General features: G+C 59.2%; 19 protein-coding genes and 1 pseudogene. 16 read left to right on the forward strand and 4 right to left on the reverse strand.

Annotated features, from left to right (window positions below; all coding sequences use genetic code 11):
* Window positions 1-335 precede the first annotated feature (335 nt).
* The 14 genes from BOP96_RS12720 (at window position 336) to BOP96_RS12790 (ending at window position 13164) form a co-directional block, all read left to right on the forward strand.
* Window positions 336-665 carry a hypothetical protein gene (locus tag BOP96_RS12720; protein WP_073452934.1) on the forward strand — a complete coding sequence of 110 codons (330 nt, stop codon included), beginning with the start codon at window positions 336-338 and terminating at the stop codon, window positions 663-665.
* Between the two features lie 57 nt (window positions 666-722).
* The gene (locus BOP96_RS12725) at window positions 723-3638 is read left to right on the forward strand and encodes a phage tail tape measure protein (protein WP_073452936.1); all 2916 of its coding nucleotides are present in this window, start codon (window positions 723-725) and stop codon (window positions 3636-3638) included.
* Entirely contained in the window at window positions 3638-3949 is a 312-nt protein-coding gene (locus BOP96_RS12730; protein ID WP_073452938.1) for a hypothetical protein, read from the forward strand. Before BOP96_RS12725 ends, BOP96_RS12730 begins: the two co-directional genes overlap by 1 nt.
* Complete coding sequence (locus tag BOP96_RS12735) at window positions 3939-4277, forward strand: phage tail protein (protein WP_073452940.1); 339 nt, start codon at window positions 3939-3941, stop codon at window positions 4275-4277. Before BOP96_RS12730 ends, BOP96_RS12735 begins: the two co-directional genes overlap by 11 nt.
* Before the next feature lie 10 nt (window positions 4278-4287).
* Window positions 4288-5037 (forward strand): phage minor tail protein L, encoded by a 750-nt coding sequence (locus BOP96_RS12740; protein WP_073452942.1) that lies wholly within the window; start codon window positions 4288-4290, stop codon window positions 5035-5037.
* A gap of 2 nt (window positions 5038-5039) precedes the next feature.
* Entirely contained in the window at window positions 5040-5795 is a 756-nt protein-coding gene (locus BOP96_RS12745) for a C40 family peptidase (protein WP_073452944.1), read from the forward strand.
* Entirely contained in the window at window positions 5792-6373 is a 582-nt protein-coding gene (locus BOP96_RS12750; protein WP_073452946.1) for a tail assembly protein, read from the forward strand. Before BOP96_RS12745 ends, BOP96_RS12750 begins: the two co-directional genes overlap by 4 nt.
* A gap of 57 nt (window positions 6374-6430) precedes the next feature.
* A complete protein-coding gene (gene gpJ, locus BOP96_RS12755) occupies window positions 6431-10156 on the forward strand; it encodes a TipJ family phage tail tip protein (RefSeq protein ID WP_073452948.1) in 3726 nt (1241 codons plus the stop codon).
* Window positions 10157-10503: 347 nt separating this feature from the next.
* Window positions 10504-11133, forward strand: a complete 630-nt coding sequence (locus tag BOP96_RS12765) for a hypothetical protein (protein WP_073452950.1) — start codon at window positions 10504-10506, stop codon at window positions 11131-11133.
* 56 nt (window positions 11134-11189) lie between these two features.
* Entirely contained in the window at window positions 11190-11687 is a 498-nt protein-coding gene (locus BOP96_RS12770) for a hypothetical protein (RefSeq protein WP_073452952.1), read from the forward strand.
* 2 nt (window positions 11688-11689) lie between these two features.
* Window positions 11690-12058 (forward strand): hypothetical protein, encoded by a 369-nt coding sequence (locus BOP96_RS12775; RefSeq protein WP_073452953.1) that lies wholly within the window; start codon window positions 11690-11692, stop codon window positions 12056-12058.
* Between the two features lie 55 nt (window positions 12059-12113).
* On the forward strand, window positions 12114-12539 hold the full coding sequence (locus BOP96_RS12780; protein WP_073452955.1) for a cell wall hydrolase: 426 nt from the start codon (window positions 12114-12116) through the stop codon (window positions 12537-12539).
* Window positions 12539-12910, forward strand: coding sequence for a hypothetical protein (locus tag BOP96_RS12785; RefSeq protein ID WP_073452957.1), 372 nt, complete (start codon window positions 12539-12541; stop codon window positions 12908-12910). The genes BOP96_RS12780 and BOP96_RS12785 overlap by 1 nt, the downstream gene beginning before the upstream one ends.
* Window positions 12907-13164 carry a hypothetical protein gene (locus BOP96_RS12790; RefSeq protein ID WP_073452959.1) on the forward strand — a complete coding sequence of 86 codons (258 nt, stop codon included), beginning with the start codon at window positions 12907-12909 and terminating at the stop codon, window positions 13162-13164. The genes BOP96_RS12785 and BOP96_RS12790 overlap by 4 nt, the downstream gene beginning before the upstream one ends.
* An 11-nt stretch (window positions 13165-13175) precedes the next feature.
* Here the strand turns inward: BOP96_RS12790 and BOP96_RS12795 are convergent, their stop codons facing one another.
* Complete coding sequence (locus tag BOP96_RS12795; RefSeq protein ID WP_073452962.1) at window positions 13176-13859, reverse strand: SOS response-associated peptidase family protein; 684 nt, start codon at window positions 13857-13859, stop codon at window positions 13176-13178.
* Between the two features lie 83 nt (window positions 13860-13942).
* Here BOP96_RS12795 and BOP96_RS12800 point away from each other — a divergent pair, with 83 nt between their 5' ends.
* On the forward strand, window positions 13943-14152 hold the full coding sequence (locus tag BOP96_RS12800) for a hypothetical protein (protein WP_038449292.1): 210 nt from the start codon (window positions 13943-13945) through the stop codon (window positions 14150-14152).
* On the opposite strand, the gene BOP96_RS12805 is transcribed toward BOP96_RS12800, so the two are convergent.
* Together BOP96_RS12805 and BOP96_RS29240 are read right to left on the reverse strand one after the other, a co-directional pair.
* Window positions 14144-14503, reverse strand: a complete 360-nt coding sequence (locus BOP96_RS12805; RefSeq protein ID WP_073452964.1) for a hypothetical protein — start codon at window positions 14501-14503, stop codon at window positions 14144-14146. The two genes, BOP96_RS12800 and BOP96_RS12805, sit on opposite strands and share 9 nt — an antisense overlap.
* A 328-nt stretch (window positions 14504-14831) precedes the next feature.
* A pseudogene (locus BOP96_RS29240) lies at window positions 14832-15206 on the reverse strand (integrase); the annotation flags it as partial.
* 542 nt (window positions 15207-15748) lie between these two features.
* Between BOP96_RS29240 and aqpZ the strand changes: the two are divergent.
* The gene (gene aqpZ / locus BOP96_RS12815; RefSeq protein WP_014719121.1) at window positions 15749-16441 is read left to right on the forward strand and encodes an aquaporin Z; all 693 of its coding nucleotides are present in this window, start codon (window positions 15749-15751) and stop codon (window positions 16439-16441) included.
* 40 nt (window positions 16442-16481) lie between these two features.
* On the opposite strand, the gene BOP96_RS12820 is transcribed toward aqpZ, so the two are convergent.
* On the reverse strand, window positions 16482-17813 hold the full coding sequence (locus tag BOP96_RS12820; RefSeq protein WP_073452968.1) for an LLM class flavin-dependent oxidoreductase: 1332 nt from the start codon (window positions 17811-17813) through the stop codon (window positions 16482-16484).
* Between the last annotated feature and the right edge of the window lies 1 nt (window position 17814).

Genomic DNA, 17814 nt, shown 5'->3' on the forward strand with positions numbered 1-17814 from the left:
ACCAAAAGCCAGCACCCGGCGGTAGTTCGCTAATTGTCACGCGGGACACTGGGTTTACCGGCGGCGGCTGCTTTGCGACCGTCTTTCTAAACGGTGCGCCCGTGGCGAAGCTGGATACTGGAGAAAAGGCAGTATTCCAAGTTCCGCCAGGGGAGTGGTTGCTCGGTGCCGCACTCGACGGCTCGGGACTCTGCGCAACGAACCCTGAGAGGATGGAAATCTCAGTAGTTCTTAGTCCGAGTCAGCAAAAGAAATTCCGAGTTTTTCTACCCGCTGGCGGCGGATCCATCTCCGTTCAACCGAGCAGCTTCTAAACATTTCAAGGATGGAAAGGCATGAAACTATTAGTAGCGGGTATGGTTTTCGTAGCGTTGGCGGGGTGTGGAAATAGCGACGTTCAGAAAGCTCGTGATGAGGTGCAACGAAACCTTAACGACTCGGCATCAGCTGAGTTCAGGGATGAGAAGGTCTATCGCCTTCCCGACAATACGGTTGTATGTGGAGAAGTAAACGCCAAGAACAGCTATGGTGGATATGCGGGGTTCTCCAAGTACGTAGTCGAGGGGGTAGGAGCCAGGCCGGTGGCCAAGTTTGGGGAAGACATGCAAACCGACATAAGCATTACCTGCCAGTTTGCGGAAACGAATTCGAAGTTGAATAAATAGATCAAGTGAACCCAATAGCCCGCCATCGAGCGGGTTTTTTTATGCCTGGAGAAAAGTATGACGTCGATTGCTGAGCTCGGCATAAAGGTCGATTCGACGGATGCTGCGCAGGCAAGCTCCGACCTCGACAAGCTCACGGCGGCAGGTGCAAGGGCAGAGAAAGCGGCTGATGGCGTAGCGCGCGGCGCTGACAAGGCGACTGCTTCGATGAAGAAGCAGAAGGATGAGCTATCAGACCTGCTGGGCGAGATTGACCCAACAGTAAAGGCCCTGGGCCGTCTCGACGACCTTGAAACGAAACTGGCCAAGCAAAAAAAGCTTGGCGCGCTGGATGCCTCAACGTTCAGCGAGTACCAGGGCAAGATCGACCAGTCGCGGGCTAACCTGGGCAGATTCGACGACAGCCTTACTCGCACCGGAAACACGGCAAAGCAGACGGCTGCAGCGCTGCGAGGCGTTCCTGCTCAGTTCACTGACATCGCCGTCTCTCTCCAGGGTGGACAGGCTCCGCTTACGGTTCTGTTACAGCAGGGCGGCCAGCTGAAAGATATGTTCGGCGGCATTGCGCCGGCGGCGAAGGCGCTGGGCGGTTACGTTCTAGGGCTGATAAACCCATTTACGCTGGCGGCTGCAGCTGTCGCCGCTTTGGGGCTAGCCTATTACAAGGGTAGTGAAGAGGCCGATGCCTACAATGAGGCGCTGATCCTCAGCGGCAATGTGGCTGGTACGAGTGCAAGTCAGCTCAGTGATATGGCGCGGCAGGTCAGCGCAACAGTGGGGACGACTGGCGCTGCAGCTGAGGTGCTGGCCAAGCTCGCCGGTAACGGAAAGATCGCCAGCGAAAGTTTCGGGCAAATCACCGAAGCCGCCCTGCAGATGGAGAAGGCTACAGGTCGGGCTATTGATGAGACGATCGCAGAGTTCGCGAAAATTGCGAAAGATCCTGTCGCCGCCGCAAAAGAACTCAATGATCAATATCACTTTTTAACAGCGTCGGTTTACTCGCAGATCGTTGCCCTTAAAGAACAGGGCGACACAGTGGGTGCGGCTAAATTACTGACGGATACATACGCCAGTACGATCGAAACTCGCACCGGAGAGATCACGCAGAATCTGGGAATCATAGAGCGCGGCTGGAATGCAGTAAGGGACGCAGCGAAAGGCGCTCTGGACGCCACCAAGGAGATCGGACGCACTCAAACCCTGGAGCAGCAAGCCGAAGTAATACGCCAAAGGCTGAAAACTGGGCAGGGCCGTGGCGGCCGCGCTGCTGCTATGGGTATCGAAACGCGCGATACAGCTAAAGACACCAAGGATTTGGCGTTTCTTGACCTCCAGATAGAGGCAGAGAAGACGCGCACTAAATACCTGGGCGACCGCCAGAAGATCCAGGACAAGGGCATCGAGGCCGAGCAGGATCTTGAGCGCATTCGCGTTGCGTCCTACAGCAACAAGCAGAAGCGCGACAAGGAAGAGGAAGCGTACCTGCGCAAGATCGCTGCTCTGCGCGAGGCGAACCCTGACAGCCCGCTGCTCGCCCAGAAGAACATTGATCGCGACCTGAAAAACATCCGCGACAAGTACAAGGACCCGAAAGGCGCGACCACAGCGGTCGACCTAACCTCGTTCAACGACTCGAAGAACCAGCTCAACGCTGTGCTCAGCTACTACAAGAGCGCCGACAAGGAGCTGGAAGCCGCGCAGAAGGCCGGGATCATCTCACAGGAGAGTTACACGGCTCAGCGCGTGGCATTGCTCCAGCAGCAGGCGTCCGAGGTCAAATCCTCCTATGAGGCCGAGATCGCGGCGCTTGAGGGTGCCAAGGGCAAGGCTGGCACTTCGGCAGCTCAGCGCATCCAGCTGGACCAGAAGATCGCCGACGCCCGGGCCAACATGGTCAAGGCTCAGCAGGAGTCGGATAGCGAGCTATCAGTAATTGCGACCAATGAGCAGGGAAGGCTCAAGAAGCAGGAGCTGGCCATCAAGTCGTACACCGATGCGCTGGATCAGCAGAACGCTGCATTGCAGCGCGCCGGCAGCCGGGCGGCTCAAGGTGTCGGCCAGAGCGACCGCCAGAACGCCATCAACGGCGACCTGAACGGAATATCGGATCGGGCCAACCAGCAGCGCCTGGACCTGGCACGCGACAAGGCCGACGCTTCGCGCAACATGAGCGCCGAGGAATACCAGGCCAAGCTTGAGGCGATCAATCGTAGCGAGCGCGACCTGACGCAGACCACGCTCAGCAACTATGAGCAGATGTCTGTGGCCCAGAGTGATTGGCGCAATGGGGCGACCTCGGCTTTCAGTAACTACCTGGACTCGGCGCGGGATGTCGCTGGGCAAACCCGCAGCCTGTTCACCAACGCCTTCAGCTCTATGGAGGACGCGGTGGCCAGCTTCGCCACCAACGGCAAGTTCTCGTTCTCCGACTTCGCCAAGTCGATCATCGCCGACATGGCGCGTATCGCAGCTCGGCAGGCGGCCTCCGGATTGCTGTCGAGCCTTGCCGGTAGCGCGCTTGGCGCGTACTTCGGTGGCGGTGCGGCGGCGGGTGCGGGTGCTGGCAGTTTCGGCTCCAGCATCGGCAGCGCTCTGGTAGAGGGCAGGGCGTCAGGTGGGCCTGTCGATCCGAACACGCTCTATGAGGTAAACGAAAAGGGGCCCGAGCTGTTCAATCAGGGTGGCCGGTCGTACCTCATGACTGGTGCTCAGGGTGGCAGCGTCACGCCATTAATGACGGGCGGCAGTTCGATCATGGCGGCGGCGGGCGGTGGCGGCGGAAACACCTACAACTTTCCCGTTTCGGTATCCGTGCAAACGGCTGGCACCGGCGGCAATGCAACGCAGGAAGATACCACTCAGGCCGGCAGAAACATCCAGCAGGTCACAAAAGCGGAAGCTGAAGCAGCGATAGCCCGAGGCGTGCAGCCAGGCGGTGCTATTTGGCGAGCAATCAATGGGAGAGGGTAATGGCGTTCGAATATGATCGAGACGAGCTTTTGATGTCGCTCACTGGGGCGCTTTCCGAGTTCTTTTTCAAAGGCGTCGGGGATGCCACTACTGCCGGAGAGATCAGAGAAAGATCGAAGGCGATGGGCGTGGCCATTGGTAGAATTCAGGCTGTGATCATGGAGTCTGGTGAGGTTGGTCCGAGCATCGTTGCGGAGGTCCATCGCCTGGAGAGACTGATCAGCGATTCGATCACCGAAGGGATGGGCAAAAGGATTCGGCCTGGCGGCGATCTTTGGAAGATATTGCAGGAGCGCGTCGATGACGATTGAGACGTTCACCTGGGCCACTCAGAACGGGGAGGCGCCCGATATTACCTATCGGGTGCGCACCTCGCAGTTCGGGGACGGCTACAAGCAAGAGGTCGGGGACGGGATCAACAACAAAGTCGATTCCTACCCGGTCACCCACACGGGCAACACGGCCAGAGCGCTGGAAATTATGGCGTTCTTCGACCGCCACAAAGGTGCCAAGGCTTTCTTGTGGACCACACCGCTAGGCCAGCTTGGCCTGTTCACCTGCAAGAACCCAACCCCTACGCCCATGGGCGGGGGCGTATTCAAAGTGACGGCGACGTTCGAGCGCGCCTTCCACCCGTAAAGGTCAATCCATGTCGCTGATCAACGCTATCCAGACTCTTGAGCCTGGCAACGAAGTCATGCTGTTCGAGCTGGACGGCAGCGACTACGGCGCCGATGTCCTGCGTTTCCATGGTCATGCGATACCGCACACGCCTGCAGAACTGATCGCCGCCGGCGGCAACGCTGACCAACTGCCAGCCAAGTCGATTTGGTGGAAAGGCGAAGAGTACGGTGCCTGGCCCATGCAATACGAGGGCAGCGAGGCGAATGGCGACGGCACCGCTGTACGGCCCAAGCTGTCGGTCGGCAACGTCAACGGGCGAATCACCGCCCTCTGCCTGGCCTTCGAGGATCTGCTTGAGTTCAAGCTGACCATTCGAAACACGCTGGCCGAGTACTTGGACGCCGTGAACTTCGAAGGCGGCAATCCCATGGCGGATCCTACTCAGGAATCGATTGAGGTCTGGTATGTCGACCAGAAGACTAACGAGGACGGCGAGACGGTCAGCTGGGACCTGGCCAGCCCGGGCGACGTCGGCGGCGAAACCATCGGCCGGCAGATGACCACTCTGTGCCACTGGTGCCTCACCGGCGGCTACCGAGGCCCGAACTGCGGATACACCGGCCCCTACGTTACAAAGGATGGGGTTGTCACTGACGACCCTGAGCTCGATGAATGCGACGGAACCCTTGGTAAGGGCTGCGACCCGCGCTTCGGCACGGATAACCCATTGCCATTCGGCGGCTTCCCCGCTGTGTCCTTGATCGCCCGGAGCTGACCATGCGCAAACACATCCTTGCTGCCATCCAGGCGCATGCGGTCGCCGAGTACCCGAAAGAGTGCTGCGGGCTGGTACTGGCCGTGGGCAGGGCGCAGAAATACTTCCCGTGCCGGAACATCGCCACCGAGCCAAACGAAGAGTTCCGGCTCGAGCCGGAGGACTACGCCGCGGCGGAAGATGAGGGCCAGGTGATCGGCATCGTGCACTCGCATCCGGACGCCACCAGCAGGCCGTCGTCGCGAGACCTGGCGATGTGTGAGGCCACGGCCTTGCCTTGGCACATTCTGTCCTGGCCTGAGGGCGACCTGCGCACGATCACGCCGACCGGCAGCACGGCGCTGCTCAAGCGCCCGTTCGTACACGGCGCCTGGGACTGCTGGCAGGTCTGCGCGGATTGGTACCAGCGCGAGTGGGGCCTTGAGTTCGAGTCCTTCCAGCGGGCTGATGGCTGGTGGGAGAGCGCAGACAGCACAAGCTTGTACGAGGCGAACTACGCCGCCGCCGGCTTCGAGCAGGTCGACACCCCGCAGCGCGGCGACATGATCGTGATGGAGGTCGGCCGCACGGCCCACCCAAACCACGCAGGGATATACCTGGGGACAGAGCCGGAGCTGCCTGGCGAAGATTCTGGCGTGTTCGGCCCCGGCCCCTTTGTGCTGCACCACCTGTATGGCCGGCCGTCCGAGGTAATCGTCTACGGCGGCCCGTGGCTCCAGCGCACCCGCTTAATTCTTCGACACAAGGAGGCTAGATGAGCGCCATCGTTTATTCGCCGATGACCACTATCAAGTTGTCCGGCTCGCTGGCCCAGAAGTTCGGCAGGCTGCACCGGCGCCAGGTTGGCTCGGGCGATACCTGGGAGGTGTTCAGGGCGCTGAAGGCAACCATTGACGGGTTCGAAGCAGAGATCCGGCGACTTGACCGGCTCGGCCTGCGCTTCGCCATCTTCCGCAACCGGAAGAACGCCGGGCAGGATCAATTCGGCATGGGTGGGACCAAGGAAGTTCGGATTGTGCCGGTGGTAGAGGGCGCAAAGCGCGCCGGCCTGCTCCAAACAATCATCGGCGTTGTACTGATCGCCGCGTCTTATTTTACCGGAGGTGCGACCCTCAGTACTGGCATCGCATTACTCGCCGGCGGTGTGATTCAGATGCTTAGTCCCCAGGCGTCCGGACTCAAGCAAAGCGCCTCACCGGAAAACATGCCCAGCTACGCGTTCGGCTCGGCCAAGAACACCACGGCTAGCGGCAACCCTGTTCCCATTTGCATCGGTGAGCGCCGGTGGGGCGGAGCAATTATCTCGGCATCGATTTACGCCGAGGACAAGACATAGACACGACGATGCGAACAAGCCGCCCAAGAGGCGGTTTTTTATTGCCTGGAGGAAAGCATGGGCGCAGCACAGAAGCTGGACATACACGGGTCAAAAGGTGGCGAGAGTAAGCCTAAGTCGCCGGTAGAGGCGCCCGACAGCCTGCGCTCAACCAACCTTGCGAAGATCCTGATCGCCATAGGCGAGGGCGAATTTGACGGAACCCCGACGGCGCGCGACATCTTCCTCGATAACACTCCTATCCAGGATGCGAGCGGCAACTTCAACTTCACCAATGTGAAGTGGGATTGGCGTCCCGGCTCCGTAGATCAGACCTACATTCCAGGTATTCCGTCTGTAGACAATGAAACGTCGCTGAATATTGAGTTACGTAGCGGTACCCCTTGGGTTCAGTCGCTGACCAACCTGCAGCTTTCGGCGGCGCGCATCCGTCTGGCAACGCCACGACTGGCGAGCCAGGATAGCGAAGGCAATATCAACGGCTATCGCATTGAATACGCAGTCGACGTGGCAACGGATGGCGGTGCCTATCAGGAGGTGCTGGTCGGCGCATTGGCGGGAAAGACCACTACTCGATATGAGAGGTCCCTGCGCATTGATCTGCCTCCTGCAACAAGTGGCTGGCTGATCCGTGTTCGTCGCATTACGCCAAACCAGAACACCGACAAGATTGCGGACAGCCTGTTCATTGCCGGTTACACGCAGGTGATCGACGCGAAGCTCCGCTACCCGAACACTGCGCTTTTGTTCATCGAGTTCGACGCCGAGCAGTTCACCAATATTCCGGCCGTCACCGTGAAGTGCAAGGCCCGCCGCTGGCAGGTACCTAGCAACTATGATCCAGTGGCCCGCACGTACTCTGGCGCCTGGGACGGTACGATGAAGGAGGCCTGGACCAACAACCCGGCCTGGATCACTTACGGCATCTGCACCCAGGACCGTTTCGGCCTTGGCCGCCGCATCAAGCCGTGGATGGTGGACAAGTGGGAGCTGTACCGCATTGCGCAGTACTGCGACCAGTTGGTGCCGAATGGTGCTGACGGCGTTGAGCCACGCTTTTTGTGCGACATGAACCTGCAGGGCAAGGCCGATGCCTGGTCACTGCTGCGCGACATCGCCGGCATCTATCGCGGCATGACCTATTGGGCCCAGGGACAGCTGGTTATGCAGGCTGATATGCCTCGATCCCAGGACATCGACTACGTTTTCACCCGATCCAATGTTATCGACGGCAAGATCTCCTACGGCAGTGCGTCGGCCAAAACACGCTTCACTCGGTGCCTGGTCAGCTATGACAACCCGCTGAACAACTACGACACCGACGTCACGGTCTATTCCGACCTTCCACTCCAGCGCCGCCTGGGCGACAAGCCTACGGAGATCAGCGCCATCGGCTGCACTCGCGCATCTGAGGCCCAGCGCCGCGCTAAATGGCTGGTGCTGAGCAACAACCAGGACCGCACCATCAGTTTCAGGACTGGCATGGAAGGCCGTATCCCGCTGCCTGGGTTCATTATCCCAGTTGCTGACTCGCTGCTGGCGGGCCGGGAGATTGGCGGGCGTATTGCAGCGGCGGCCGGGAAGGTCATCACTTTGGACCGCGACACCCTGGCCAAGGCCGGTGACCGGCTGATGATCAACCTCCCTGGTGGGAGGGCAGAAGGGCGTACCGTGGAAAGCGTGAGCGGACGCAACGTAACAGTCGCTGTTGCGTATAGCGAGGCTCCGGCTGTACAACTTCAGTGGGCAATTGATGCGGAAGACTTAGCAATTCCGCTTTACAGGGTCACTAGGACAGCGCGGACGCCGGAAGGCGACTACGAGATCAGCGCCCTGCAATACGAGCCAAGCAAATACGCAAACATTGATACTGGCGCGCGCCTTGAGGAGCGACCAATTAGCGTCATTCCTATCACAGTTGTTCCCCCACCAGAGAGCGTGGCCGTCTCGTCGGACGTGTCCATCGACCAGGGCATTGCCATCAGCACCATGAACATTTCCTGGCCCGCTGTCGCCGGAGCCGTCGCTTATGACGTGGAGTGGCGCAAGGACAACGGCAACTGGATCAAGGTGCAGCGTACTGGCTCAACGAGCGTGGACGTAACAGGCATTTACTCCGGGGCCTACCTGGCTCGGGTTCGCGCAGTGAGCGCCTTCGAAATCTCGTCGATCTGGAAAAGCTCCAGCCTGACCAACCTTGAAGGCAAGACGGGCTTGCCGCCGGCGGTGTCGTTCCTGACCACCACCAGCGAACTGTTCGGGATCAGCATCAAGTGGGCTTTCCCAGCTGGTGCCGAGGATACCCAACGAACCGAACTGTGGTATGGCCCAGCGAACAATCTCGCAGCGGCAACCAAGCTGGCCGACCTGGCATATCCGCAGGCTGACTACCGCATGCAGTCGCTCCTGGCTGGTGCAACGCTGTTCTTCTGGGCGCGCCTGGTGGACCGTACCGGCAACATCGGTCCGTTCTATCCGGTGGTGAATGGGGTGATGGGCCAGGCCAGCTCGGATGCTGGGCCGATCCTTGAGCAGATCAAAGGGCAAATTGACGAGACGTCCTTGGGGCAACTGCTCAACGAACGCATCAACCTTATCGACGGCAACGGCCCGGGATCGGTCAATGGGCGCATCGAAGCGGCCAAGGATGAGCTGGAAGGTTTGATTGACCAGATCGTCGACGCGCTGGAGTACGACCCTGCGAAGGCGTACGCGCTTAACGATATCGTGCGCATGGGGCAGCACCTGTATCAGGCCAACGGCCCGGTACCGGCGAACAGCCCGCCACCGAACGCCACCTACTGGACCGACATCGGCACGGTAACGCAGACGGTGAATGCCCTGGTGACGCAGGTTCAGCAGAACTCGGCGTCGATTAATCAGCATGGCCAGGACATCACCGCCCAGGCGCAACAGCTCAACGCGGTGAAGGTCACGGTCAACGACCCAGTCACCGGCGTGAACGCCACGGCCAGCGGGTTGAGCACCCTCAAGGCCACGGTAACCACGCTCGACGGCAAGGTCACCACCACGGCGCAGCGGGTTGACGGCATCTACTTGCAGGTCAATCCACCGCTTCAGGGTGATGACGCGGCGCTGATCGGTTCGGAGGAGAGCTACGTTGGCGTCTGGTCTGTTCAGTCCGCCCTGATCGAGGGTGACCTGGTGCAGGGGCAGCGAACCGACACAGTGGAAGTGAAGGTGGCCGACAACGCCGCCGCGGTGGTTGCTGAGCAAACCGCCAGAACCAATGCCGACGGCGTGTTGTCGTCCAGCATCGAAACGGTCAAGAACTCGGTCAGCGGCAACACCCTGGCCATCCAGACCAACACCACGGCCATTCAAACGGTCGATGGCAAGGTTACGGCGAACTGGTCGGTGCGGATGCAGTACGAAACCGCCACCGGCCTCTACAAGTACGCTGGCATCGGGCTTGGGCTGGAGAATGGCCCTGGTGGATTGCAGTCGCTGTTCATCATCGATGCGGACAGATTCGCCATTGGCCAGGCCGGATCGGTGCCGTTCGCAGTCCAGGGTGGGCAGACCTTCATTAAGGCCGCGTTCATCCAGGACGGCACGATCACCAACGCCAAGATCGGCAACTTCATCCAGTCGAACAACTATGACCCAGGCAAGGCTGGCTGGAAGCTGTTTTTCGACGGGACTTTTGAGATCAACGGTGCATTCGGAGGAGACGCCCGGCAAGTTATCAATAATCGCGGCGGGAAAGTGTTTGATGAAAACAACGTCAAACGATTCCAGTGGGGGGATTTATCGGCATGAGCTACGGGATTAGGGTGTGGGGGGCGACTGGTGCATTAGAGCTTGATGAAACCTCGTTTACAGTGAGGATCATACACTCGTCACTAATCACAAGATCGCCTCCTAATAACTCAGGACCAAGGAACACGTTTATAGCGTTGCCTGGAGTAGAGCCGAGCACCCACTCGGCTATATGTATTCCAGCAGGCGCATATCCAAAAGACCCTAACGCCCAGGACTCCTATGCGGTTCAATTTGATACCCAGGTCGTTTCAGGCGGTGTTTATGTCTGGTTTGCAAATCGGTCCCACCCTACTGCGACTATGGCGTTAGGAACTCAAAGATTGTTGGTTATGAGGTACAGGTGAATGGCATACGGCATGGAGTTCAAAAATGGGGCTGATGTAGTTACATTGGATTCTGAATATTCGAGGCTTTCCATTTTACAAAAGGGTAGATACTCAGGCGGGGCTACGTTTTCTCCTGCTATCACTACTCAGGAGCCCCCTTTAGTTTTCGTTCGTCCGGATGCTACAAGCACATTCAGCTACGTAACTATTCTTGGAACACCTGGCAACTGGACAGGATTTTCTTTTCTCGTAGACGGTGCTGGAGGCTTTTTCGTGGCCGCTTTTCAAGCCCGAGCGGTCGCGTCATATGGGTTCAGGGTGTGGGGGCCATCTGCCAATCTGTTAATTGATAGCGGTACTCCCTGCGCCCAATTCACCAGGACGATAACCGATTGGACCTACCTTGGATCTTCATCAACTGGACAGGGGACAACTAAGTCGAGCTGGACTGCCACATCGCCATTGAATACTGGCGATTACATGCTGGTTAACAACATAGGCATGGATGTTGGGGGGGCATCTACCCGATTCTGCAAGCTTTATTGTACTTGGGATTATCAGAATAATAGAATCGTGCCTTTTGTTGAGGGGGTAGCAAACTCCATATATTTATATATCTCAGTTACTTTTGCTAAGCCGATCACGTGAGCCAGCTTTTTATAAAGTTCTCGAGTTTTAATGTGTAAATAATCCAGGAGGCTTAAATGCCAAGGCAAGAAATAAACATAGGCGTAGCCCCGACGGGTGCCGGCGGCGATACAAATCGCAGTGGTGCGGTAAAAATTAATGCAATGACCGCAGAGCTTTATGCTCGGGATGCACAGCTTGGTACTGCCTCTAATGCAAACCTAACAACTAGCGCGGATGATGCAACAGTGGGCCGCGTTTTGAAGGTTGGCGACCGCGGCATCGGAGCTCCTTTGTCAGGTCGCGCCACGACTGACCCGGTAAGCAGGGTTTATCTTGGAGGCTTTGACTTTTGTTTGCTTGCGGGAAACGCGCCTTCTGGCTCGGTTGATGGCCCAATGCTCACCATGAGCTACGGCATTCCGGTGTTCGCCACCCAGATATTCTCAGACTGGCGCCAAAACGTTTTAAAGATGCGTAGCGTGATCAACTCTGACGTGTTCGGCCCTTGGCAAACAATCTACTCAACCCAAAACACCACTCGTGCCGCTGACGGCACGCTGAAGGCGATTTAATCATGGCAAGAGCAGCAATCAACGTGTTGGGCGCTACGGGCGCAACCTATGACTTCGTAACCCAGGGTAATACCGTCGTCACGTCAGCTCGATTATCCAAGGGCGTTTATCAAATCACTGGCTGCCAGGGTATGGTTCCATTTCCCCCCATTGACGACGGATGGGGCTACACGGTGAACCAGGTGGACAGCCGTGCTGATGTGGAAACCGATTTCGCTGACGGCCTATTGACCGTGACAGTTACGAAGGACGGTCAGCCGTACGACCTAAAACACATGATCACTCTGCACATCCTGGTGCCAGATGCGCCGGTGGTGGAGATGCCGGCGGAAGCGCCGACTGCGCCGGAGAGTGCGCCCCCTGAAGTCTGATCGGCACTTAACACCATGACCGCCTCGAGCGGTTTTTTTACGCCTGGAGAAAAGCATGAACGCAACCGAGAAAGACCGGGACATCCTGGCGCGCACGCTGTGGGGCGAGGCCCGCGGCGAAGGGTTGGATGGCCAGATCGCCGTGGCCTGGACCATCCGCAACCGTGTGTTCGACGGCAAGGCCAAGTCGTGGTGGGGGGAGGGCTACGCCGGTGTGTGCCTGAAACCCTGGCAGTTCAGCTGCTGGAACCAGAACGACCCGAACTACACCTATCTGAGCGGTGCCAAGCAGATCCCGGCCGCGCAGTTTGCCCAGGCCCAGCGCGCAGCTGACCAGGTGATGTCGGGTGCGTTACCGGATCCAACCGGCGGCGCCACGCATTACTACGCGACCACGATGCCCAAGGCCCCGGCCTGGGCGGCGAAGGCCACGCAGACCCTGCGCCTGGGTCACCATGTGTTCTTCAAGGATGTGCCGTGATGACGCCTTTACAGAGACTGGCTGGCGCTGGGCTTGCGGCTGTCCTTCTGCTGGTGTTGGGCGCTGGCGGCGGTGTGTGGCTGGCTGCCCTGCATTACCGTCCGTTACTCGACGCCGCGAACACCAACCTAGTCAGCGCTCAGTCGGCACGCAACAACCTGGAAGCGCTGGCGGGCGAGCAAGGCATGAAGCTGGGCGAGCTTGTCCAGGCCGGCGACCTGCGGGAGCGAACTGCCACCCTGGCCCAGGCAAAAGCAGCGCAAGAGGCCCAGCCCGACTACGCCGCTGCCAATCAGTTGCTGCGGGAGCGAACCGGTGGAGACCCTGCCCACGCTGCGGCGGCCATCATCGATCAGGAGTTGGGGTTATGAGACCTTTTCTGGTGCTGTTAGCGCTGGCGCTGACTGGCTGTGCGGGTAGGGAGCCAGAGGTGCGCACTGTGCGCGCGGAGGTGCCGGTGCTGGTTCCGTGCAAAACAAAGGAGGTCGCGGTGCCGCCGTGGGCATCTGCTGGACTGAAGAAGTCCGACAGCCTTGAAGTAAAGGTTCGGGCATTGTTGGCCGAGCGTCGGCAGCGGATCGGTTACGAGCGGCAGCTGGTCGCTGCGGCACAGGCTTGCCAGTAGGCCTGGTGGTATCACGCCCTGATCGGCTGGATGAGCTCAGACCCTTTGTTTCGCACGTTGCCCACAGCCGTGTCGACCTTGAACCACTCGAACACCTCGGACGGCTCGCCCTGGTGTAGCACCATCTGCTCGGCGCGCTCCTTGGGCGTGGCCGGGTCCAACCATTCCCGCGCCAAGTCTGGCGTCAGCACCACGGGCCGCCGGTCGTGAATGTCCACCATGCCGCCGGCGCTGTCGGCGGTGATGATCACGAAGCCATCATGCTCGCCTGGGCCTTCATCAGCGTCAGGTAGCTGGCCAATGGCAGCGCAGAGTATCGGTGCGCCATCCCTTCGGCGGATGAGGTAGGGCTGCTTCTTGGCCCCGCCTTCATCTACCCACTCAAACCAGTTGTCGATAGGCGTGATTGCTCGGTGAGGCCAGATCGCCCGGAAGAACGGGCCATGGGCTACCTTCTCCACTCGGGCATTTATCGGCGCTGCCCGGTCTTTCGCCCAATGCGGCCGCCATCCCCAGCGAACTGGATCGGCGTGGAGCAAGTCGCCCTGCAGGTGCAGCAGCGCAACCGCGGTTGTCGGTGCGACGTTGTACCGCTCAATCGGCTGATCGCCTACTGAGTTCGCCAGAGCATTGGGCATGCTCAGCGCTGCAACGAAGTCGTGGATTCCCCGGTACTGCGAAAGTCTCCCGCACATAAGCATCTCCGCTCGTCGGCGCCGATGAACAGCTGGTCCCCGGCCAATCTCTACACTGTAGACACTGGCTCGAGGTATTCGTCATGGCGATCAACATTGATCAGGTGAACGCAATGGAGGCGTGGTTTGCGCTGCGTAACGATCCAACCTTCATATCGGCCACACCGGAGGAGCGCTACGAAACGCGACTGGCCCTGGCTGACGACCTCAAGCAACAGGGGCTGATCAACGAAGGTGAGTGGCGTGAGCTGACTGAGGAGGCAGTTGCGGCCTATGCTGACGAGCTAGGCTAATGGCTGCTTGTAAACGCTAAGCTCGAGCAGCAATCGCTGGTTCTCTCTGCGGAGGTGTTCGTTCTGGTTTGAGATCATCTTCAGGCTCATGATCTCTTTGCCTCTTTCCGAGTATTCGACATTTAAGCGGCTGAGCTCGGTCTCAGCGTAACGGAGCTTTTCTTCTGCGTCGGCTTTGCCTGTCATCAGCAAATCATTCATCTGCACCAGGCCGGCAATATTCGCCCGCGCTCGGCGCAGCATGCGCTCGGTCTGCACCAGTTCATCCACAAGGATCGAGCATTGGTGCTGGTACATCTCCAGCGGAGTGGGGCAGCCGAGCCAATCGTCGGTGTCCATGTCTACGTTCATAGCGTGAATCTCAAATACTGTATGTGCGTACAGTAATCGAGGTGGTGCAGGTTTGGGGAGTGGTGTTCGTCGGCAGAACGCCGGGGCGGGTGCGTGACATTTGCGTGAATCTCTCACGCGCTTGTAAGCTCTTGTGGGCAGTCGATTGCAGCGAGCGCCAATAAAAACAGCTACTTAACAAGGTCTTACAGGTGTACTGCGTGCATGGGGTGCTAGGGGTCGAGTGTTCGAATCACTCCGTCCCGACCATTTATTCCTGAGTAAAATCAGACATTTAAGCCGATCAGCTAGATCGGCTTTTTTGTGCCTGCGCAAAACCCGCGAAAAACTACCTGGTGATTTCACTGATATTCAGGTCCGGAACTGCCTCGGACCAGATGATTTCCTCATGGTCTCGCTGGTAGTTTTTGGTCATGCCCTCGCTCGCATGACCCGCAGATCTTCTGCCCCTCGAAACGCATGCCTAGGATGTCGGTCCGCCGCTGAGCGGTGATAAGCGCCAGGCCGATTGGCGTTCTGTAGCCAGGCAGGCGACTTTTTCCCTGATAGCCTTCAGGCCCTCAACGGTGTGCCGCTTGCGCTGCTTCTTCTCGACTCGTTTGATGGTGCTGGCCGCTGGGTTGTCCGGGCACAGGCCCTTGGCTGCGGCGTGGTTGAAAAAGTCGACCAACGGCGCGCGGCATTGGTTGGCTGAGCGCGGGGTGAACCATGATCCCAACATGCTCGACGCTGATTACCGGGATGGGGCTGACGAAGCTGGAAGCTCTGTGGCGGGAGCGGGACGCAGACCTGCTGGCTTAGCAGGTAGCAATGACGATAGCCCGGCCCAGCGCCGGGCTATTGTTTCGCCTCAAGGCAACCCGACTGGTAGGTAATCCATAGCCTTTACCGGGCGGGGCTGCTTTCGGCTCCGGGTTCAGACGGATGGGCGTGCAGATCGGCATCAACTCTGTTCTCAGCGCGGCCTTTTCCGTTGAAATCGCCCAGTCGACGACCGAGACCAGCAGAGGTGTCCGCTTGCATGGGGCGCCAGGGGGCGGGTGTTCGAGTCACTCCGTCCCGACCATATTATTCAATGAATTAGCCCAATCGGTGACGGTTGGGCTTTTTCAGGGAAGAAATGCCCTTCCCAGCATCCGTCGCCATTTTTCATAATCACCACACACCAAGGAAATTTCCCACATCCAACGCAGGTACCCCGTTGTTAGGCTCCCACTCTTTGACCTAACTTCAAGGAGTTACCTGATGACAAAACGTCTAGCCGCCGAGTTCTTCGGCACATTCTGGCTGGTACTGGGCGGTTGCGGCAGTGCCGTTCTGGCTGCCGCCTTCCCTGAGCTGGGCATCGGCTTTGTCGGCGTGGCCTTGGCATTTGGCTTAACCGTATTAACCATGGCCTACGCCGTCGGCCATATTTCCGGCGGGCATTTCAATCCCGCGGTCACCCTGGGTTTGCTCGCCGCCGGGCGGATTGACGGCAAGGACGTGGCGCCCTACATCCTCACTCAGGTCCTGGGCGCGATTGCAGCTGCCGGGGTGTTGTACCTGATCGCCAGCGGCAAGGCCGGGTTTGATGTGTCGGCGGGGTTTGCCACCAATGGTTATGGTGAGCACTCTCCAGGTGGCTTCTCGTTTCTGTCAGTAGTGGTCACCGAGTTTGTACTCACGGCGTTTTTCCTGCTGATTATCCTGGGTGTTACCGATAAAAAGGCGCCGGCCGGTTTTGCGCCGCTGGCCATCGGGTTCGCCCTGGTCTTGATTCACCTGATCAGCATTCCGGTGAGCAATACATCGGTTAACCCGGCGCGTAGTACGGGCGTGGCACTGTTTCAAGGCGATTGGGCGATAGCCCAGTTGTGGGTGTTCTGGGTGGTGCCTTTGCTCGGTGGCGTGTGTGGTGGGCTGGTGCACAGGTTCGTGTTGGCGACAAAACAGTAATCGCTCAGGCCACCTTTGCTCGGCGAGCTGGCCGTGTTCTTCATGATCGAGCCGCCTTGTAACGGTTGCCCGGGCGCGCCAAACCAAGGTTTTCGCGCAGTGTGGTGCCGGTGTATTCGCGACGAAACAAGCCGCGTCGCTGTAATTCGGGAATGACCAGGCGGGCAAAATCCTCCAGCCCGCCCGGCAGGTGCGGTACCAGAATATTGAAGCCATCCGCCGCATCTTCTTCGAACCAGCGCTGCAGTTCATCGGCGATCTGAATCGGCGTGCCGATCACGCTGTAATGACCGCGGCCACCGGCAATGCGTCGGCCCAGTTGCGCCAATGTCAGCTGTTCGCGCTGGGCCAGTTCACTCAGCAGTTGCTGGCGGCTGCGTTGACCGCTGTCGGTCAAGGGTAACTCGGGCAGCGGCCCATCGAGGGGGTAGCCGGACAGGTCGAAATTACCCAGCATGCGCCCCAGCAACGCCACCCCCACCTCGGGTTCGACCAGCGCCTGGAACGCTTCGAATTTGGCCTGGGCCAAGGCTTCGGTTTGGCCCACCACCACAAACACGCCCGGCATGATTTTCAGCGAGTCGGCCTCGCGCCCGTATTGGCCCAGGCGAGCTTTGAGGTCGCTATAGAAGGCCTGCGCGTCGGCCAATGAGGTCTGCGCGGTAAACACCACTTCGGCGGTCTGCGCGGCCAGTTCACGACCGGTTTCCGAGGAACCAGCCTGCACGATCACAGGCTGGCCCTGGGGCGAGCGCGCCACGTTCAGGGGGCCTTTGACTCGGAAGTGTTCGCCCACATGGTCCAGCACATGGCGTTTACTTGGCTCGTAATAGCGTCCGCTGGCCTTGTCGCGCACGAAGGCGTCGTCGTCCCAGCTGTCCCACAGCCCCGTCACCACCTGATGAAATTCCCGTGCGCGGCTGTAGCGTTCGGCATGCCCCAGGTGCTCGTCGCGACCGAAATTCAGCGCCTCGGCCGCGTTATCCGAGGTCACCAGGTTCCAGCCTGCGCGACCGCCGGAGAGGTGATCCAGCGAGGCGAATTTACGCGCCACGTGGTACGGCTCGTTATAGCTGGTGGTAGCGGTGGCGATCAGGCCGATATGTTCGGTCACGGCACTGAGGGCCGAGAGCAGAGTGAGCGGCTCGAAATGATCCGAACGCGCCATTTGGCTGGCGACCTCACCGGTGGCGGCGGCGATGCTGTCGGCCACGAACAGTGCGTCGAATTTCGCCGCTTCCGCCACCCGTGCCAAATGCTTGTAGTGGGCGAAATCCAGGCCAGCGTTCGCCGGTACGTCGGGGTGGCGCCAGGCGGCCACGTGGTGCCCGGTAGCCATCAGGAAGGCGCCGAGTTTGAGTTGACGGCCCATG

It is taken from the genome of Pseudomonas sp. FSL W5-0203 (assembly GCF_001896155.1).
GTDB lineage: Bacteria > Pseudomonadota > Gammaproteobacteria > Pseudomonadales > Pseudomonadaceae > Aquipseudomonas > Aquipseudomonas paracarnis.